We start from the raw sequence: 16252 nt of genomic DNA on the forward strand, positions 1-16252 counted from the left end.
CTCGGTTCCTTTTCCCAGCGACCCGCGGTTCCTTGCGGGCCTTGTGAGAGTGAAACGCGCGATGGCGGCCGTTCCGTCGCGGGGGGGGGCAAAGATTGTGGCGCGCTTGCGACATAGACGCGCAAGGGGGAGGATGGGCCTTTCGCAAGGGGAAGGAGCCGCGCTATCAGGAGGCGGTTGCCGCCTGCGGCGCCCTTTCCTGATCCCGATAAAAAGTTGCGCGGCCATGTCGGACAGAATGTTTTCCGAGAACGAAAGATCCGTGGCGCCCGAGGATGCGGAGCGGCCGCTGGGTGTGGCGCTGCGGCGCGGCTGGCGGCGGCGCTGCCCGAACTGCGGCGCGGGCCAGATGCTGCGCGGCTATCTGAAGGTGCGCGAGGCTTGCCCGGTGTGTGGCGAGGCCTTGCACCATCAGCGGGCCGATGACGGGCCCGCCTATCTGACGATCCTGATCGTCGGACATCTGCTGGCGCCGCTGATCCATTATGTGTTCGTGGCCTATCGGCCCGATCCTTTGGTGCTGGCTTCGGTGTTTTCGGTGGGGACGGTGGCGCTGTCGCTGTATCTGCTGCCCCGGCTGAAGGGGGTGATGGTGGCGGTCCAGTGGTCGCGGCGCATGCATGGCTTTGGCGGGGCCTCGCATGACGGTTGATCCTGCGATCCGGTCGGCGGCGACGGTGATCCTGTGGCGCGCGCGCCCCGCAGGCGCGCAGGTGCTGATGGGGATGCGCGGGGCGGCGGCGGTGTTCATGCCGTCAAAATACGTGTTCCCGGGCGGCGCGGTGGATGCGGGCGACGACGGGGCGGAGCCCACCGTCAGCGCGCGCTGTGCCGCGCGGCTGGGCGCGCTGTGCGGGCCGGGGGCACCTGCGCCGGGGATGCTGACCGGGGCCGCGCTGCGGGAATTGCGCGAAGAAACGGGTTTGCGCATGGCGGCGGGGGCGCGCCTGCGCTTTGTCTTTCGTGCGATCACGCCCCCCGGTCGCACGCGGCGCTTTGATGCGCGGTTCTTCTTGGCGGATGCGGCCGATCTGGCCAGCCCGGAGGAGGATTTCAGCGCAGCCGAGGATGAGCTGTCGCATTTGCACTGGATCGGGCTGGCCGAGGCGCGGGCGCTGGACCTGCCCTTCATCACCGAGGTGGTGCTGGCGGAGGTGAGCGCGCTTTTGCGCGGCGCGCCCGATCAGGGGGTGCCGTTCTTTGACAATTCCGGCAACACGCCGATGTTCCGGCGGATTGCATAGGCGCCTGTCTCGGGGGTGGGGTCTGGCACGCTGGGGCGGAGCGGATGCGGCACCGGGTCTTTGGCGTGGATCAGATGGCGCGCGAAGATCTGCGCGTAAGAGCGGTAGAGATAGCCGTCATTCCGGCGCAGGTAGTGCCCGCGCTGCGCGGCATAGAGCGCGGGCAGGCGATACCATGGCACCTGAGGGTGCATGTGGTGGACGACGTGCAGGTTGTTGTTGAGGAACAACAGCGCCAGCGGGCCACGGTCTTCGACGATCACCGTGCGGGCGCGGGGCGCATGATGCGCGCGGTGTTCCAGAAAGGTGCGGATTTTCAGGATCGCGGCGGCGATGTAGACGGCGGCGAGGTAGCCAAGCCAGCCCATCGGCGCGAAGGCGAGCCAGAGGGCCACAAGGCCAAGCCCGATCAGGTGCAGCGCCCAGTCATGGCGCGCCGTGGTATCATGGCGCATCAGCCGCGCCTCGCCCCGCAGCCAGAGCAGGGAGCCAAGGAGCGGGCCCAGCAGCATCCGCCCCAGAAGCGTGTTGTTGGCGCGGAAGGCCGCGCGAACAGCACGCGGCAGCCGCGCCCAGACCCGCGGATCAAGGTAGTTCGATTCCGGATCGTCGTAAGGATCGGTCAGGTTGGGGTCATGGTGATGCGCCAGATGGGTCGCGCGAAAGCGGCGGTAGGGCACGGTGGGGAACAAGGCGGGGAACACCAGCGCCTCATTCAAGCGCGGGCTGCGGAAGGGGTGGCCATGCAGCGCCTCGTGTTGAAGCGAGCAGAACTGGGTGATCGCAAGCGCGGTGAGCGCGATGCCCAGCGCAGGGGAAAGGCCGAAAGCAAAGGTGGTGCCAAGCGCCCAGAGGGCATAGGTGGCGGCCAGAAGCGCGAGGGTGGGCCATTCGACAGCGGAGCGGGAGTCAGGGTGTATGGCCAAGGCGCGCGGGTCCGTTTTGATAACTGGTTTGTGAATATCACTTGCCAGCGGCCCCCGGAACGCCAAGGATGCGCAACATCTGCACAACACTGTTGTGTTTTGTCACCAAAGGTGAGGTATGATCGACAAGCGTGTGCGCGCCGCCCTGTTCCGCAGCCGCTTGGCCGAGGCGATGGGCGAGCGCGCGGTGTCGCAAGCGGCGCTGGCGCGGGCCTGTGGCGTGGACCGGTCCACCATCAGCCAGCTTCTGGTGTCAGACAAGCGGCTGCCCAATGCGCAACTGGCGGCGGATTGTGCCGAAGCCTTGGGGGTGTCGGCGGATTGGCTGCTGGGCCTGTCCAAGCGCCCCGAGCCGGTGGCCGACCTTTTGGCGATGCAATTGACCGAGACGCAGGCCCCGCGCGCGCTGATCGACGAGGCGATCTTTGGCTGGCACCAAGAGGCGGCGGGCTACAAGATCCGCCATGTGCCCGCGACGCTGCCCGATATGCTGAAAACGCGCGGGGTGGTGGAGTGGGAATATGCGCCGCAACTGGGACGGTCGGCGGCGCAGGCGATTGGCGCCTTCGAGGACCGGCTGGCGTGGATGCGGGGCGCGCGGTCGGATTATGAAATCGCCCTGCCCCGGCATGAGCTTTTGGCCTTTGCGCAAGGCACCGGCTATTATGCCGGGCTGCCAGTGGCGCTGCGGCTGGAGCAGATCGACCGGCTGATCGAATTGACGGAAACGCTGTATCCGGCGCTGCGCATCTATCTGTTCGATGCGCGGCGGGTGTTTTCCGCGCCGATCACGGTGTTTGGCCCGCTGTTGGCGGTGCTTTATCTGGGGCGGCACTATCTGGCCTTTCGCGATACCGCGCGGGTCGAAAGCTTTACCCGGCATTTCGACTGGCTGGTGCGCGAGGCCGAGGTGTCGGCCCGCGAGCTGCCCGCCCATCTGCGGGCGCTGCGGGCCGGGGTGGGTCAGTAGGTTTGCAGGCGGCGGGTGTCGTAGCCGTTGAAATCAAAGATCTCGCGCGCGGCGGTCAGCCGGTCGGGCGGCAACCCGCCGCCGCGGTTGAGGATAAAGCCGAAATCGCCCGAGGGGGTGGCGATGGCCAGCGTGCGGTAATCGGTGTCGGCCCAGATCACCCACCACGGTTGACCATTCACCAGAAAGCGCCCCGGTCCGGTGCTGGGCATCGGCCCATTGATCTGCACCGACTGGCCCGACAGGCACAGGCGCGCGGTGATGCGGAGCGCCCCGCCCTGCCCGCCGATCTCGGCCCCGCCGGGGGTGCAGCGGCTGCCTTGCGGCGCAAAGCTAGCGGTTTGTTGCCAACGCCCGATCAGGCGGGATTGGTCCAGCTGGGCATTCGACCAGATCGGCGCCGAGGGCGCGCGGTAAGGACCCGGCGTGGCGGGCGCGCGCGGGCCTGTGCAGGCGACAAGTGCCAGCAAGGCAAGGCCGGAAAGCGCCGCGCGGATCAGTTGATGCATTGGGTGAGCATCCTTCCTTGGTCGTTCAGGATGTCATGGCAGCCCAGCATCGGGGTGACGGGGGCACAGGTGCCGGATTTCGCAAGGCAATAGCCGGTGCAATCGGTCGCGGCCCGGCAGGATTGGCCCGCGTCGCGCGTGGGGCTCTGGCAAAAGGCCGCCGCGCCGCCGCCCGCCACGCTCCAGCGCCCGCCCCGCCTCTCGCAGGCCAGTTGCGCCGCCGTCTTGACGGCCACAGGGGCCACCGGTTCGGCAGCGGCGGGCGCTTCGGCGGGGGGGGAAGCGGCGGTTTCGGGGGAGGCCTCGGGCGCAGGCACGGCGGCTGGCGCTGCGGCGGGCGCAGATGCCGGCGCGGCGGCGGGCGCATCCAGCGAGGTGACAGCGATGGCGCCCCCGGTGATCGGGTTGGCCTGCGCCTCGACCGTGGCATCGCGCGCCAAGGCTCCGGGCAAGACCTGACAGGCGGCCAGAACGGGCAGCAGGAGCAAGGGCAAGAGCAGGCGCACACGCATGGGCAGGTTACCAGAGCAAGGACAGGCGGTCAGTAAGGCATCGGATGCAGGCGGTGCGCAATGGCGATGTCGGCCAGCACATCCTCTGACAGGAACACATCCGCCGCTCCAAGGTTCGGCATCAACTGCGCGGTCGAGGTGGCGCCAATGATCGGGATGCAGGGGAACGGCCGCGACAGGCAAAACGCAATCGCCATCTGGCAAGGGTCAAGCCCATGGGTGGCGGCAATGCCCAGATAGGCGGCCACCGCCGGGAACACCTGCGGCGTGATGCGCCCGCCCAGATCGGGCGTGAAGCTGCGCCGCGTGCCCACCGGCACCACATCGCCCGCATATTTGCCGCTGAGCAGCCCCGCCGCGAGCGGCGAGAAGGCGAGAAGCGGCATATCCTCGACCATGCTCAGCTCGCACCAATCGGTGTCGAACTGGCGGCACAAAAGCGAGTATTCGTTCTGCACCGAGACCATGCGCGGCAGGTCATGCACCTGCGCCAGATGCAGCCAGAGCGCCGCGCCCCATGTGCTTTCATTCGACAGGCCAATCGCGCGGATCTTGCCTTCGGCCATCAGATCGGCGGCAGCGCGCAGCACATCCAGCATATGCGCCTCGACCTCGGCCCGGTCGGTGACGCGCGGGGCATAGCGCCACGACTGGCGGAAATGATAGCTGCCGCGGTTGGGCCAGTGCAGTTGGTAAAGGTCGATGTAATCGGTTTGCAGGCGGCGCAGGGAGTCTTCCACCGCGGCGCGCAGACTGGCGCCCGTGATCGGCGCGCCGCCCCGCACCGCCTGTTGCCCGGCTCCGCTGATCTTGGTCGCGATCTGCAACCGCGCCCGCCCGCCGCGCTGCGCAAGCCAAGTGCCGATGATGGTTTCGGTATCGCCCACAGTCTCTGCCCGCACCGGATTGGTCGGATACATCTCGGCGGTGTCCCAGAAGGTGACGCCGTGATCCAGCGCCAGATCGGCCTGCGCATGGCCTTCGGCTTCGGTGTTCTGGCTGCCCCATGTCATGGTGCCAAGACAGAGCCTCGAAACCTCGATGCCGCTTTTGCCCAGTTGAACGCGTTCCATGATCTGCCCTTCGCTGCCGTCAGTTCTGGCCTGCACCCTAGCCCCCCAGCCCGGCAAGGCAAGGCCAAGTGCCGGGAGGCGCGCGAATTTCCCCCGCTCCTCACGCAGGCAGGCGCGCAGCGGTCACGGCGCTTTTTGCCCGTTCGGGCGTGCGGCGCCTCTTTACTTGCAAGACCAAAGGGTCTTTGGTTTGCCCATGCGCCTGATGATCTCCTTTGCTGCCCTGTTTCTCTCTGTGGTGCTGCTGCAGCTGGGTTTGGGGGGCGTGGCCCCCTTGGATGCCATCTCGGGTGTGGCGCTGGGGTTCAGCCCGGGCCAGATCGGCTTTCTGGGCTCGGCGCATTTCTTCGGCTTCTTCATCGGCTGCTGGTGGGCGCCGCGCTTGATGGGCAGTGTCGGGCATTCCCGCGCCTTTGCGGCCTTCACCGCCGCCGGAACCCTTGGGATTCTGGCGCATATGATGGTGGTCGATCCCTATGCCTGGGCGGTGATGCGGCTGACCTCGGGGCTGGCGGTGGCGGGGTGCTACACGATCATCGAAGCGTGGTTGCAGGCCAAGGTGACCAATGAAACCCGGGGGCGGGCCATGGGGCTCTACCGCGTGGTCGATATCGCGGGCTCTCTGGGCGCGCAGCTGATCATCGGGGTGCTGGAGCCTGCAAGCTACCTGTCCTACAACATCCTCGCCCTGCTGTGTTGCCTTGCGATCTTCCCGCTGACGCTCAGCCGTGCCGAGGCGCCCGAAATGCCCGACGCCCCGCGCCTGCGCCCCGGTCTTGCCTGGCGCATGTCGCCCTTGGCGGCGGCGGGGGTGGTGGTCTCGGGGATCACGGGCGCGGCCTTTCGCATGGTGGGGCCGCTTTACGGCACCGAGGTGGGGCTGCGCGCCGATCAGATCGCGTTGTTTCTGGCGGCCTATGTTCTGGGCGGGGCCTTTGCGCAATATCCTGTGGGCTGGCTCGCCGACCGTTATGACCGCCGCAGCGTGCTGATCTTCCTGTCGGTGGGCGGGGCCCTCTCCTGCGCGACCACGGTGCTGGCGGCGGGCAGCGGCACGCTGGGGGTGTTTCTGGCCGCCGGGGTGTTCGGCTTCTTCACCATGCCGGTCTACTCCGTCTCGACCGCGCATGCCCATGACTACGCCACCCAGATGGAGCGGGTGGAGCTGTCGGCGGCGCTGATGTTCCTCTATGCGGTGGGGGCCATCGCCAGCCCGCTGATCGCGGCGCTGCTGATCGACCGCTACGGCCCTTCGGCGATGTTCCTGATGATCGCGCTGTCGCATGTGGCGCTGATCCTGTTTGGCCTTGCGCGGATGCGCAGCCGCCCTGCCCCGGATGCCCGCACCCCCTATACCTACGAGCCGCGCACCTCGTTCCTGATCGGCAAGCTGTTGCGCAGCCGCCGCGACCGCTGACAGGCGCGCGCCGCTTGCAGGCTTGCACCTTTTCCAAATACTCATTTTGCGCCGCTGGCCCTTGGCGCATCCTCTGGCAAGGCGCTGCTGCTTGCGCTACACCGACGCCACCACAAGACAAAGGCGCATCATGGCACGGATTCTCATCACCTCGGCCATTCCCTATATCAACGGGATCAAGCATCTGGGCAATCTGGTGGGCAGCCAGCTGCCCGCCGATCTGTTCGCCCGCTATATGCGCGCGCGCGGGCATGAGGTGATGTTCATTTGCGCCACCGACGAACACGGCACCCCGGCGGAACTGGCCGCCGCCAAGGCGGGAAAGCCCGTCGCGGAATACTGTGCCGAGATGCATGGCGTGCAGGCCGAGATCGCGCGTGGCTTCCGCCTGTCGTTCGACCATTTCGGCCGCTCCTCCAGCCCGCGCAACCATGCGCTGACGCAACGCTTTGCAGGCAAGCTGGCCGAGAACGGGCTGATCCGCGAAGTGTCGGAAAAGATGATCTATTCGGTCGATGATGGCCGTTTCCTGCCCGACCGCTATGTCGAAGGCACCTGCCCCAATTGCGGCTATGACTCGGCGCGGGGCGACCAATGCGACAACTGCACCAAGCAGCTTGACCCGACCGATCTGATCCACCCCCGCTCTACCATCTCTGGCTCGACCAACCTTGAGCTGCGCGAGACCAAGCATCTTTACCTGATGCAGCGCAGCTTGCGCGACAAGCTGGAGGCTTGGATCGATTCCAAGACCGACTGGCCGGTGCTGACCACCTCGATCGCCAAGAAATGGCTGAACGATGGCGATGGCTTGCAGGACCGCGGCATCACCCGCGACCTCAACTGGGGCATTCCGGTGAAAAAGGGCGATCAGCCTTGGCCCGGGATGGAAGGCAAGGTGTTCTATGTCTGGTTCGACGCCCCCATCGAATATATCGCCGCCACCGCCGAATGGGCCGATGCCAATGGTCTGGACGATGCGGCGTGGGAGCGCTGGTGGCGCACCGACAAGGGCGCCGAGGACGTGACCTATTATCAGTTCATGGGCAAGGACAACGTGCCGTTCCACACCCTGTCCTTCCCCGCCACCATTCTGGGCTCGGGCGAGCCGTGGAAGCTGGTCGATTACCTGAAATCGTTCAACTATCTGAATTATGACGGCGGTCAGTTCAGCACCTCGCGCGGGCGCGGGGTGTTCATGGATCAGGCGCTGTCGATCCTGCCTTCCGATTACTGGCGCTGGTGGCTGTTGTCTCATGCCCCGGAATCCTCGGATGCCGAGTTCACATGGGAGAATTTCCAAGGCTCGGTGAACAAGGATCTGGCCGATGTGCTGGGCAATCTGGTGAGCCGCGTCACCAAATTCGCCACGTCGAAGTTCGGCAGCACCGTTCCGGCAGGCGGCCAGTTTGGCGCGATGGAAACCGCGCTGATCGCCGATCTGGGCGCGCGTATCCGCGACTATGAGGCGCTGATGCAGGCGATGGAGGTGCGCAAGGCGGCGGCCGAGTTGCGGGCGATCTGGGTGATCGGCAATGAATACCTGCAGGCCGCGGCACCGTGGAGCGTGGTGAAAACCGACCCCGAGCAGGCGCAGGCGATGATCCGGCTGGCGCTGAACCTGATCCGGGTCTACGCGATCCTGTCGCAGCCCTTTATCCCCGATGCGTCCGCCGCGATGATGCAAGCGATGGGGTCGGATGATTGGACATGGCCCGATGATCTGCCCGCCGCGATGCGCGTGCTTGAACCGGGGCAGCCGTTCAGCGTGCCGGAAAACCTGTTCCGCAAGATCACCGATGAAGAACGTGCCGAATGGCAGGCGCGCTTTGCCGGGGTGCGGACGTGACAGAGGCCGCGCCTCCGGTCTGGCAACTGGTGCTGGTCTTGTGGGGCACGAAATACCCGGTGGCAGAGGTGAATCACCTGATTGCCACCGTGTGCCGCCATGCCGCCCACCCGCCGCGCGTGGTGCTGATCACCGACCGCCAGCGCGAGGGGCTGCGTCCGGGGGTGGTGCAGCGGCTGATCCCGGACTTCTTCATGGCGCCCGAAATGCGCGGCGCGGGCTGTCAGACCAAGCTGTGCATGTTCGAAGCGGGCGTGGTGCCGGATGATCTGCCAGCCGTGTTCATCGATATCGACACGGTGGTGCTGGGGGATCTGACGCGGCTTTTGGCCTTGCAGACCGAGCGGCGGACGGTGGCGATCTTGCAAAGCGCGGTGCTGCCCTTTGGCGCTTTGGCGCGGGGGGTGTTCCGGCTGACCAAGGGGCGCAAATATGCGCGCGGAAATTCCTCGATCGTGGTCTATCACCCGGCGGAAACCGCGCATATCGCGGCGCGCTACCGGGCTTTGGTGGCGGCGCATGGCTTCAACGGCCTGCGTCCGATGATTGCGGATGAGCGCTTCATGAGCTGGGCGCATCAGCCGCAGATGCGGGCGATCCCGCGGCGCCTTGCGGTGAAGCTGCCGACCGAATTCATGCTGCCCTATCGCTGGTTGATCCTGCTGCGCGCGCGCCTGCCTTGGGTGCGCCGTCGCTGGGCGGGGCTGGTGGCGCTGACCCTGCCGGGGGCGGAGGTGAAGGGCGAGGCGCTCTTGGCGCTGCCGGAGGGTGGCGAGGTGGTGGACCGCAAAGGGCGGCGGCTGATCTGGTCAGAGGCCGCCTTGGGCCCGGTGAAGGCGCGGTTGACGGACTATTACACATCCCTTCAGGCAAGCGGGAGGACACCTTGATTCTAGGTCATATCGGGGCGCGCAAAGGATCGAAGGGCGTGCCGGGCAAGAACTTTCGCACGCTCTGTGGCAAGCCGCTGATCGACTGGTCGCTGGACCAGCTGTTTGCCAATCCGCGCGTGGGCGCGGTGGTGGTGTCGACCGATGATCCGGCCATTTACGCCCATGCCGTGGCGCGCGGCGCGCTGGCCATTGGTCTGCGCCCGCCGGAACTGGCCACCGATACCGCGCCCAAATGGGGCGTGTGGCAGCACGCGCTGGCGGCATCCGAGGCGATCTGCGGGCCGGTTTCGGCCTTTCTGGATCTGGACTGCACCTCGCCCTTGCGGGTGCCCGAGGATATCGACGGCGCGCTGGACCGGTTCGCAAGCGAAGCCCCCGATATGGTGATGAGCGTCTGCGAGGCGCGCAAGAACCCCTATTTCAATCTGGTGGAACCGGATGCCACAGGCGCCTTGCAGGTGTCAAAGCCGCTGCCCGGCGGGGTTTGGGCGCGGCAGGATGCGCCGGTGGTTTATGAGCATGTCGGCGTCGTCTATGTGGTTGATCCCGCCTATCTGCGGCGGGCAAAAACCATCTATGAGGGGCGCGTGCTGCCCTTCGTGCTGCCTTCGGAGCGCTGCCATGACATTGACACGCCTTACGATTTCCGGCTGGTCGAGTTCCTGTTGAGCGAGCAGCTGGCGGCGGGGGTCAGGAAGGTCTGATCGCCGCCAGAAGCTGCGGGATCGCGGCCATGGTTTTGGCGGTGGCATTGGAATGCGCGGCGGTGAAGGCGGCGATGCGGGCCGGATCGGTGGCGGCATCGGCGATGAGGGCGGCGGCAAGGGCGGCGGCATCGGGGACGGAGGCGGCCACACCCGCCGCCTCGGCCTCGGCGAAGGGATATTCGATGGTGTGGGTGTGCGGACCGGTCAGCACCGGCTTGCCCAGCACCAAGGCTTCGGAAATGTTATGCGCGCCCTTGGGGTTGAAGCCGCCGCCGACGATGACCTGATCGGCGAGGGCAAGGTAGCCATACATCTCGCCCAAGGAGTCGCCATAGAAGATGTCGGGCGAGAGGACGGGGGACGCGCCCCAGACGGCGGGGTCAAACGCGGGGCCAAGGCTGGAGCGCCGCAGGAGGCTGAGGCCTTCGGCGGCGAGGATCTGTGCGACCGCATCGAACCGCTCGGGGCGGCGGGGCACGTAGACGAAGAGCGGCATCGGCAGGCCCCGCGCGGCGTGATCGGCGCGCAAGGCGTGGATGGCGTGGAGATAGGTGGCATCCTCGCCTTCGATGGCGGAGGCGATGGTGAGGACGCGGCGGGCGCTGGCGCCGAGCCATGGCCGGGCCGCCTGCCCTGCCGCCACCAGCGCAGGCGGCACCGGTTGGTCAAAGCGCAATTCGCCGGTGACGGCGATGTTGCGCACGCCCACCGCGGCAAAGCGCTGCGCCTGCAGATCCGATTTCACCAGCGCCCCGGCAAAGCCCTGCATCACCTTTTGCCGCAAGCGCAGACCGCCACTGTCACGTGCGAGGGCGCGGCGGGGATATTGCGCGTTGCACATGAAGAGCGGCACCTTCTGCGCACGGGCGGCGGCGACCATGCGCGGCCAGATCTCGATTTCCATCACCAGACCATAGGCGGGGCGGAAGCTGCGGAAAAAGCCGCGGTAGGCCCAAGCGGTTTCAAACGGCACCCAGACGGCGGTGAGTCGGCCTTCAGCGATGTCTTCGGCGAAAATGCGATGCGCCTCGGCCCGGCCCGCGGGGGTGAAATGGGTGGTGACGACTTGGCTGCCGCTGTCGAGCAGCGCGCGGATCAGCGGCACGGCAGAGCGCAACTCGCCCAGCGAGACGGCATGGACCCAGATGGCGCGTCCGGGCACGAATTTTCTGCGAAAATTCGGCGACGGACGGTGGCGGCCGAAACGCTCGGCCAGATGGGAGGTATAGGCAGGGTCCTTGCGGCCGCGCTTCCACAGATAGGCGAGGAGGAGTGGCAGGCCCAGTGTCCAGAGCGCCGACCACACAAGGAGAAAGGCCCGAATCATGGGCGCACCAGCCTGAGCAGATCGGCGGCCAGCGGGTCGAGTGCATCGGCGGCGCGGGTCACGATGGCCTGCGCGCGCGCGGCCCTATGGTGCAGGTCGGGCTGTTGCAAGGCTGCCGTCAAAGCGCCCGGCGCGACGGCGATGGCCGCCGCTTCGTCTTGCAGGGCTTTGTAATCGGCGATGAAATTCGCGACATCGGGGCCATGCAGGATGGCTGCGCCCAGATGGGCAGCCTCCCATGGGTTATGGCCGCCGATGCTGTCGAACCCGCCGCCGATCAGCGCGGCTTCCGCAAGACGATACCACAGACCAAGCTCGCCATAGGTGTCGGCCAGCCAGACCGCATCTCCGGACGCGGGCACCCGGCCAAGGCTGCGGCGGGCGAAGGGCAGGCGTGCATCGGTCAGGCGAGCGGCAATGGCGCCTGCGCGGGCGGCATCGCGTGGGGCAAGGATGAGGAGCCAGCGCGGGTCTTGCGCCCAGAGCGCGGCTTGGGCGGCCAGTGCCTGCGTCTCGTCGCCGGGATGGGTCGAGGCGGCCACCCAGACGCGGCGGCCTTGCACGGCGGCCTTTGCCGCGGCCAGCGTGGCCGGATCGGCGGCGAGCGGCGGCGCGGCGGATTTGAGCGAGCCGCTGACCCAGACGCCGTCGCCGCCCAAGGCCCGCAGGTGCGCGGCGCTGCGCGCATCTTGCGCGGTGATGCGGGCGAAGCGGGCCAAGAGATCGCCATAAAGGCCGCCCGCCTTGGCGCGGCGGGCAAAGCCTGCGTCGGTCATCCGGGCGTTGACCAGCGCCAAGGGCACCCCCCGCGCATGGGCGGCCACCACCGCACCGGGCCAGAGCTCTTGCTCGGCCCAGATCGAGAGAGCGGGCTGCCAATGATCGAGAAAGCGGGCAAGGTAGCGCGGCGCGTCCAGCGGCAGGAATTGGTGGCGGGTGCGCGGCGGCAGGTTGCTGGCGATCACCTGCGCCGAAGAGCGTGCCGAAGAGGTGATGAGAAAGTGCAGCTCGGGTTCGGCGCGGGCGAGCGCCGTGATCAGGCCGCGCAAGGCCAGCACCTCGCCCAAGCCCACCGCATGCAGCCAGATCAGCTGTCCCGGCGGTCGGGGCGCGCTGGGATGGCCGCGCTTTTCGGCGACGCGGGCCGGATCTTCCTTCCCGCGCGCGAGGCGGCGGCGCAGCACCAAGGGCCCTGCCAGCGCAATCAGCGGGCTGGCGGCCAGATAGGCACGCAAGGCAAGGCCCATGGGAACGGGTTCAGCCATGGTCTTGATCGCGGAAGGCCTTTTGCAGGCCCTGGGCCCAGAAGGCGGGATCGGCCAAGGTTTGGGCGAAGCGGTCGGCCGCCCTGCCCTCGCCAAAGCCGCTGTCGCGGGCGGTGCGTCGACCCCAATGGTCGGCCAGAAACCGCGCCACCGCGGCCCCATCACCGGCGGCGGCGAAGGCGACAGAGGCCGCCATTGCCCGGTTTGTCTGGCGGGTGCCGACATCGAGCGAGGGCAGACCGAGGAACGGCGCCTCGCGCACGCCCGCGCTGGAGTTGCCCACCATGCAGGCGGCATGTTTCATCAGTTCCGAGAAATGCGCGAAACGCATGGAAGGGATCAGACGGAAGCGGTCTTTCGGCAGGCCAGCCAGCACCGCGAAGATCTGATCCGAGCCGGGGTCGTTGTTGGGGGCGATCACCACGAAGTTGCGCCCCGAGGCATTGAGCGCACCGAAAAGCGCCTCTGCCTGCGCGCCCATGCTCGCCTGTTCGCTGGTGACGGGATGAAAGACCGCGATGCCGTAATCGTCGAAGGGAATGTCATAGCGCGCCCGCACCTCGGCAAGGCTGACGCCCGAGGGGCTGGCGTGGAAATCCAGCTCGGGCGAGCCGATGACATGGATGGTCTCGGGCGGTTCGCCCAGCGTCATCACCCGGCGGGCGGCGGCCTGTGACGACACGAAGTGATGGGTGGCAAGCTTGGTGTTGCAATGGCGGAACACCTCATCGATGGTGCCCGACACCTCGCCGCCTTCGATATGGGCGGAAGGGATGTAGTTGGTGGCGGCGACAAGCGCGCCTGCCAGCGCCTCGATCCGGTCGCCGTGCAGCACGATCAGATCGGGCTTGTGTTCGGTGATGAAGTCGGAAAAGCCGACCACGGTCTTGGCCAGCACGACATCCTGCCCATCCCCGGGACGCTGGTTGAGGAATTCATGCACCCGCACGCCCGGCATCCGCTGCACCTCAAGCTTGGTCAGGCCATAACGCTCCATCATATGCATGCCGGTGACGAAAAAGGTCACCGCATGCCCCGCATCGCGCGCGGCAGCCGCGAGAGGTTCAAGCTTGCCGAAATCGGCGCGGGTGCCGGTGAGGAAGAGGAGATGGCGGGTCACAATGTACGCTCTGCAGTTCTGGGATCATGGGAGGCGACAAGCGCCTTCACTTCGGCGTGGAGTATAGGATCAGGCGAAGCGATGTGGCCATCTTCGATCGCAAGAAGATACTTGTTGCGCATATCGTGGAAATAGGTCTGCGAGTTCTTTTTCAAATACGTCATGCCAAAGAGCTGATGCCAAGCCAGACAAAAACTGGTGTTGAACGGACGCCGCAAGGCGACATTTCGCAGATGCGCCAAAGCGCGCTGACGCCAGACATCGCTTTCCTCATAGCTTGCAAGCAGCGCTTGGGCTTCACGTGCATAATTTGCATCCGCATAAGCGCCATAGTTGAGGACGAGACGCAAAAAATCGGACGGGCAGCTTTCGATCCTTTCGAGAAAGAGCGACCTGCGAAGCAAGCCCGAAAACTTTGCCCCTCGTGCCATTGCATAAGCCGAAAACCCGATTTCGCCATTTTTGATCGTATAGCTCTTGTCGCTCGACATGCGATACTGTCGCCAGAAGCTGCGAAACAGATCAGATTTCCAAAACTCTGATGAGAACAAATAGAAGTAGGACTCTATGTGCCGCAATTCGTATTTTACCGACCCGTCCGGCTGATAGCGGATCTTTTCATCCTGGTTCAGGCCTGCTGCATCAAGACGATGCTCATCAAGATGGGCTTCCACCGTCTGGATCGGATCGCCTGACATCGGGAACCACACGCTGTCATTCATGATGATCAAGCGCTCGGGGTCGATCCCACGTTCTTGCAGGAGTCTGATACCGTCTTGATAGCCGCCGAAATCGTAGCCAAAGTTTGGACGCTGCAAGAGGAGCCAAGCATAGCGGCGCAATTGGCTTTCGCTGCCCTGCGGAACCTTGCCGTTGATCACGATCAGGGGGGTATAACCGCTTTTCAAGAGGTAGGTGAGCGTCAGAAAGACCGAGCCGGGGATCGACTTGGGTTGAAAAAGCAAGAAAATCACGACCTTTTGGCCGAGCGGCACCTCTCCCTCTGTCAGTTGGACCAGCTTGTGAAAGTCGCGGCGATAATTGAGCACCTCGCGCCGCTGCGCGATCTTTGACGGGGTCGAGGCGATTTTCCGCGGCAAGCCTGTGATCTGACGCGCCAGTCGAAGCAATTCACGTCGAATTTTCCATCGGGGGATCATACGTCTACCTTAATAATGACAAAATAATACAGTGACTTAGACATCACAGTGCAGCGCGGAGCACAGCACTGCGCATTACGGGTGCCAAAGCGCGGGGGCCACCGGCAATAGAAATGGGCCGTCGGCACCAGAGGCTTTGCCTCCAGCCATGGGGGTGGCGGCGAGGGGCGTGCGGGGCAACGTGTCCCAGTTGGTTGACATCTAAACGCCCACCCATTTTCCTGAACCGACGCAACCGGGTCCCGATTGGCAGTCTGGCGACTTGCACGCGCGCGAAACCAAGCCCTGACGTCACAGGCTTGGCCCCAAGGCCAATAAGGAAAAGGAGGTGACGGGTCATGCGGATCGCTTTTGCTGTCGGTGGCACCTATCTGCAAAACGCTTTGGGCGCAATGTCGGTGGGTTGTGGCGATCGGCAAGATCATGCATATCGATGCCACCATCGGCATAGGAATTCAGCGTCAAAATGACACGGATTGTTGTCTCGCTTACTGCGGTTCCTCCGCGGTTCCCGTTCCTCAACGATGTTTTATCGGGTTTTTTGAACCAGACGGTGAAGCCTGTCGAGATCTTGCTGCATATTCCGGATGCGTATCGGCGGGCCAGTTTCAATCCTGTGGTGCCGCCTGTGGTGCCGGAGGGGATCACGCTGAACCGGGTCGCGCAGGACTTTGGGCCAGCAACCAAGGTTCTTCCCACAGTGCAGAGATACCGGAACGAAGATGTCCTGATTTTCTTTTGCGATGATGACAAGATTTATGACCCCAAAGCGCTGGAGCGCTTTGCGGAGGCGGCGGCCAAGCGCCCTGATTGTTGCATCGTCGAGGAAGGCAGTGATCTGTTCGAATGCACGGATGTGCCGTTTCGTGGGGCGCTGTTGCCGCGATACGATCGGCGCAAGAAGGATTTGATGTATCGCCTGAAACGTGCGGCAAGCCTTGGGACATGGAAATCGCGCAAGGCCACGTCCAGCGGTTATACCGATATTCTGGAAGGCTGGGGCGGCGTCATGGTGCGCCCGCATTTCTTTGGGGATGATGTTTTCGACATTCCACACCCCTTTTGGATGGTGGATGATGTCTGGCTGTCAGGACATCTTACGGCGCGCAATGTTCCGATCTGGCTTGAATTTGGCGGGCCTCGCGTGCGGGGATCGCGCAATGAGGTGAAGCGCGTCGCGCTTCACAAGCAGGTGGTGGACGGGATGGACCGTATTGCCCTGAACACAGCCTGTGTGCGCTATTATCAAGACAAGCATAAAATCTGGCTGCCCTGAACCC

16 protein-coding genes are annotated in these 16252 nt (G+C 65.4%); 8 read left to right on the forward strand and 8 right to left on the reverse strand.

All coding sequences use genetic code 11. The features are described from left to right. Nucleotides 1-226: 226 nt before the first annotated feature. The gene (locus CUR21_RS00765; RefSeq protein ID WP_100195107.1) at nucleotides 227-652 is read left to right on the forward strand and encodes a DUF983 domain-containing protein; all 426 of its coding nucleotides are present in this window, start codon (nucleotides 227-229) and stop codon (nucleotides 650-652) included. Next, nucleotides 642-1244, forward strand: a complete 603-nt coding sequence (locus CUR21_RS00770; RefSeq protein WP_100195108.1) for an NUDIX hydrolase — start codon at nucleotides 642-644, stop codon at nucleotides 1242-1244. The genes CUR21_RS00765 and CUR21_RS00770 overlap by 11 nt, the downstream gene beginning before the upstream one ends. Here the strand turns inward: CUR21_RS00770 and CUR21_RS00775 are convergent. Then, on the reverse strand, nucleotides 1184-2170 hold the full coding sequence (locus CUR21_RS00775) for a fatty acid desaturase (protein ID WP_232622632.1): 987 nt from the start codon (nucleotides 2168-2170) through the stop codon (nucleotides 1184-1186). The two genes, CUR21_RS00770 and CUR21_RS00775, sit on opposite strands and share 61 nt — an antisense overlap. A gap of 118 nt (nucleotides 2171-2288) precedes the next feature. On the opposite strand from CUR21_RS00775, the gene CUR21_RS00780 reads away from it, so the two are divergent. Then, on the forward strand, nucleotides 2289-3140 hold the full coding sequence (locus CUR21_RS00780; RefSeq protein ID WP_100195109.1) for a helix-turn-helix domain-containing protein: 852 nt from the start codon (nucleotides 2289-2291) through the stop codon (nucleotides 3138-3140). Here CUR21_RS00780 and CUR21_RS00785 read toward each other — a convergent pair. Genes CUR21_RS00785 through CUR21_RS00795 form a run of 3 tightly spaced genes read right to left on the reverse strand, consistent with a single transcriptional unit; the run spans nucleotide 3134 to nucleotide 5234 of the window. Further along, complete coding sequence (locus CUR21_RS00785; RefSeq protein WP_100195110.1) at nucleotides 3134-3649, reverse strand: lipocalin family protein; 516 nt, start codon at nucleotides 3647-3649, stop codon at nucleotides 3134-3136. The two genes, CUR21_RS00780 and CUR21_RS00785, sit on opposite strands and share 7 nt — an antisense overlap. Further along, nucleotides 3637-4161, reverse strand: coding sequence for a hypothetical protein (locus tag CUR21_RS00790; RefSeq protein ID WP_100195111.1), 525 nt, complete (start codon nucleotides 4159-4161; stop codon nucleotides 3637-3639). Before CUR21_RS00790 ends, CUR21_RS00785 begins: the two co-directional genes overlap by 13 nt. 29 nt (nucleotides 4162-4190) lie before the next feature. Then, complete coding sequence (locus CUR21_RS00795; RefSeq protein WP_100195112.1) at nucleotides 4191-5234, reverse strand: aldo/keto reductase; 1044 nt, start codon at nucleotides 5232-5234, stop codon at nucleotides 4191-4193. Nucleotides 5235-5430: 196 nt separating this feature from the next. On the opposite strand from CUR21_RS00795, the gene CUR21_RS00800 reads away from it, so the two are divergent. The 4 genes from CUR21_RS00800 (at nucleotide 5431) to CUR21_RS00815 (ending at nucleotide 10097) form a co-directional block, all read left to right on the forward strand. After that, on the forward strand, nucleotides 5431-6651 hold the full coding sequence (locus CUR21_RS00800; RefSeq protein WP_100195113.1) for an MFS transporter: 1221 nt from the start codon (nucleotides 5431-5433) through the stop codon (nucleotides 6649-6651). 130 nt (nucleotides 6652-6781) lie between these two features. Beyond that, nucleotides 6782-8500, forward strand: a complete 1719-nt coding sequence (metG, locus tag CUR21_RS00805) for a methionine--tRNA ligase (RefSeq protein WP_100195114.1) — start codon at nucleotides 6782-6784, stop codon at nucleotides 8498-8500. Beyond that, complete coding sequence (locus CUR21_RS18510) at nucleotides 8467-9390, forward strand: hypothetical protein (RefSeq protein WP_157791908.1); 924 nt, start codon at nucleotides 8467-8469, stop codon at nucleotides 9388-9390. Before metG ends, CUR21_RS18510 begins: the two co-directional genes overlap by 34 nt. Further along, nucleotides 9387-10097 (forward strand): cytidylyltransferase domain-containing protein, encoded by a 711-nt coding sequence (locus tag CUR21_RS00815; protein ID WP_100195115.1) that lies wholly within the window; start codon nucleotides 9387-9389, stop codon nucleotides 10095-10097. Before CUR21_RS18510 ends, CUR21_RS00815 begins: the two co-directional genes overlap by 4 nt. Here the strand turns inward: CUR21_RS00815 and CUR21_RS00820 are convergent. Genes CUR21_RS00820 through CUR21_RS00835 form a run of 4 tightly spaced genes read right to left on the reverse strand, consistent with a single transcriptional unit; the run spans nucleotide 10084 to nucleotide 14972 of the window. Then, on the reverse strand, nucleotides 10084-11427 hold the full coding sequence (locus CUR21_RS00820; RefSeq protein ID WP_100195116.1) for a 3-deoxy-D-manno-octulosonic acid transferase: 1344 nt from the start codon (nucleotides 11425-11427) through the stop codon (nucleotides 10084-10086). The two genes, CUR21_RS00815 and CUR21_RS00820, sit on opposite strands and share 14 nt — an antisense overlap. Next, nucleotides 11424-12692, reverse strand: a complete 1269-nt coding sequence (locus CUR21_RS00825; protein ID WP_100195117.1) for a 3-deoxy-D-manno-octulosonic acid transferase — start codon at nucleotides 12690-12692, stop codon at nucleotides 11424-11426. The genes CUR21_RS00820 and CUR21_RS00825 overlap by 4 nt, the downstream gene beginning before the upstream one ends. Next, on the reverse strand, nucleotides 12685-13812 hold the full coding sequence (neuC, locus tag CUR21_RS00830) for a UDP-N-acetylglucosamine 2-epimerase (RefSeq protein ID WP_100195118.1): 1128 nt from the start codon (nucleotides 13810-13812) through the stop codon (nucleotides 12685-12687). The genes CUR21_RS00825 and neuC overlap by 8 nt, the downstream gene beginning before the upstream one ends. Beyond that, the gene (locus CUR21_RS00835) at nucleotides 13809-14972 is read right to left on the reverse strand and encodes a rhamnan synthesis F family protein (protein ID WP_100195119.1); all 1164 of its coding nucleotides are present in this window, start codon (nucleotides 14970-14972) and stop codon (nucleotides 13809-13811) included. Before CUR21_RS00835 ends, neuC begins: the two co-directional genes overlap by 4 nt. Before the next feature lie 466 nt (nucleotides 14973-15438). On the opposite strand from CUR21_RS00835, the gene CUR21_RS00840 reads away from it, so the two are divergent. Next, the gene (locus tag CUR21_RS00840; protein WP_157791909.1) at nucleotides 15439-16248 is read left to right on the forward strand and encodes a glycosyltransferase family 2 protein; all 810 of its coding nucleotides are present in this window, start codon (nucleotides 15439-15441) and stop codon (nucleotides 16246-16248) included. Nucleotides 16249-16252: the final 4 nt, after the last annotated feature.

Source organism: Pseudorhodobacter sp. MZDSW-24AT, assembly GCF_002794355.1.
In the GTDB taxonomy this organism is placed as follows: Bacteria; Pseudomonadota; Alphaproteobacteria; order Rhodobacterales; family Rhodobacteraceae; genus Pseudotabrizicola.